Annotated in this window: 1 protein-coding gene and 2 pseudogenes; all 3 read right to left on the bottom strand. The window is 35.7% G+C overall.

The features are described from left to right. Nucleotides 1-874: pseudogene (locus tag IC220_RS07195) on the bottom strand (phage tail protein); the annotation flags it as partial. After that, nucleotides 874-1,657 (bottom strand): annotated as a pseudogene (locus IC220_RS07190) (baseplate assembly protein). The pseudogenes IC220_RS07190 and IC220_RS07195, both read right to left, overlap by 1 nt. Then, the gene (locus IC220_RS07185; protein WP_188153750.1) at nt 1,635-1,985 is read right to left on the bottom strand and encodes a GPW/gp25 family protein; all 351 of its coding nucleotides are present in this window, start codon (nt 1,983-1,985) and stop codon (nt 1,635-1,637) included. The pseudogene IC220_RS07190 and the gene IC220_RS07185 overlap by 23 nt, the downstream one beginning before the upstream one ends. Between the last annotated feature and the right edge of the window lie 161 nt (nt 1,986-2,146).

The raw sequence follows: 2,146 nt of genomic DNA, 5'->3' as shown, positions 1-2,146 counted from the left end.
GTTTGTTCAGATAGTTTGTTATCACTTAAATACAACCCACCTCCTTCTTCTTCTACACTCGTAACCGGAAAACAAGCGTTTATTTCTCCCAACTTCCAACTATCTGATAATACCACCTGTGCTTTAGCAAACTTAATTGGTGGAAGTAAGTGCTGTGGGATAGGATATAATGCTTTGAAATTGTACCAAAGATGGTTTCTCTCATATACGCCATTATAGTTCTTTGTGTGTGGCTCGGTATCTCCCAGTATTGCTACATCTAAACGATATAAATCACTACTATAATTTCTTTCATAATGAGCTCTAAAATTTGAAACTTGGCTTAGCGATTTTTAGTTCAAATGAGTTTTTTCTTCCAAATTGGTCCTTCTTTTGCTACTTTTACCCCTGAATAATCAGACAGTAAGTCACCAAATATGCTTTCATCTAACATGAACCTTTGGGCATTATTTAGGTTATTAAAAATCCGCATTAGCCGCGATCTTGCTGGAAGCGATAGTTTTGCCAACTCTACTACTGCATCCACAAAAAAGTCATTTGGTACGTCTTTTATTCCTATTTGCAGTTCAAAAAAATGCTTTCCGGGTGGCTCTTCAATAATCGTAATGTCATCTATGTTTGCCCATTTCAGAGCTATTTTTAAAGATGCAGGTGTTCCTCTTAACCGCTGAAATTCTACTCCTTCTTTTATAGCCTTCTTTTTGTCTTTTACCCACAGCAAAATTTCTTCTAGGCCGTACTCTTCTATCATCCATGGCAATATTTCATCTTTAAGATTAAACTTAAATCCTCTTATGCTGCTTGGATCTACTTTATAGTCTATCGCTTCTACTATACCTCTCTCTTGTTTTGTCGCATTTGGTGGTAATAACATCAGTTTTTCCTTACACACTCAACTCTCAAATTTTCCAGTTTAGCACACTCATTTCCCTTTATTACAACGTCTTCTTGAGGTTCTATCAACTCTATATTTTCTACCCCTTCTACAAACAAATTCGCATGACCTTGTAACATTCCATCCTAGCTTTTTGCTTGCTTCAAACTTTTTGATGAACTGTTTCTTTATTTCTTCCTCTGATACTACAGGGCTCATGCTAATTTTACTGTGGATATCTATTTCAACAATATTGCAATTCACTACTTCTATAGTATCGGTTAATATCCTTACATCGTCCTTGTTTAGCTGATTTCTGACAATTTCTAGTAGTGCTTCTGATGGTGTGGATAATTCTGTTGATAAAATTGAAATTTGCACCTTTCCTGGTACCAGTGATTCCACTAAAGCATCCTTAACTCTTGTATCTGCTGACAGTGCATGGTACTTATAATGTTCCTTACTTCCACCTGTTTTTATTTTTGCTTTTATTCTTTTTCTAAAACTTTCATCATTTTCTTCATCTTTTCTTTCTACTCCATAAAATTCAGCTAAGTGATCGAGATCTGTTCCTTCTGCAAACTTCAGTAAATTTGCTTTTGCTGCTTCATTTATTCTCTGTCTCAGTAACAGTTCTCTCCATGCTGCTACTTCAATAATTTTCATTGCTGGATCGCTTTCGACTAAAGCAGTAAAATTTTCATCACGGTGGATTAGTTCCTCCTTCATCCGTGAAAAGATTTCTTCGAAACTTAATTTCTCAATAATGTTTGGTAGCTGCATTTATCTCAACCTCACTAATATTTATAGATTTATCCTCTAATACGCCTGCAAGTGAAATTATTACCTTTCCTTCTTTTACTTCTTTAATTTTCACTTTTTCTAATTTTAACCTTCTCTCCCATTTTTGTAGAGCTTCTGCCACTGCTGCGTAAATTTCCAAAGTAAAATCCCTGTTTATAGGCTTATCAACTAACTCGAATAACCTTGAGCCATAATTCCTTCTCATTATTCTGCTGCCTATCGGTGTGGTCAGTATATCAGCTATCGATTGTTTTAGATGCTCTAACCCTTCTAACTTTTTTCCAGTATTTGCATTCATTCCTTGCATACATTCTTTCACTTTTCCTGACTTAGTACTTGGAGTCGTTCGTATTTCTCACGTGCTATAGTGATAGCCTTTTTTAGTCTCTTCTCAAGGATTTCTTTGGGAGGAAGCTGCGTTAAATACTGTGCAACGTGAATATTGGATCCGTCAAGTTCAAGGTATTC

Source organism: Wolbachia endosymbiont of Pentalonia nigronervosa (genome assembly GCF_014534705.1).
Classification (GTDB): Bacteria; Pseudomonadota; Alphaproteobacteria; order Rickettsiales; family Anaplasmataceae; genus Wolbachia.
This window is presented reverse-complemented; position numbering and strand designations above follow the sequence as displayed.

What these genes read in the sequence shown, in the direction of transcription:
- IC220_RS07185 (WP_188153750.1), bottom strand. Translation starts at nt 1,985, where the DNA reads ATGCAAGGAATGAATGCAAATACTGGAAAAAAGTTAGAAGGGTTAGAG.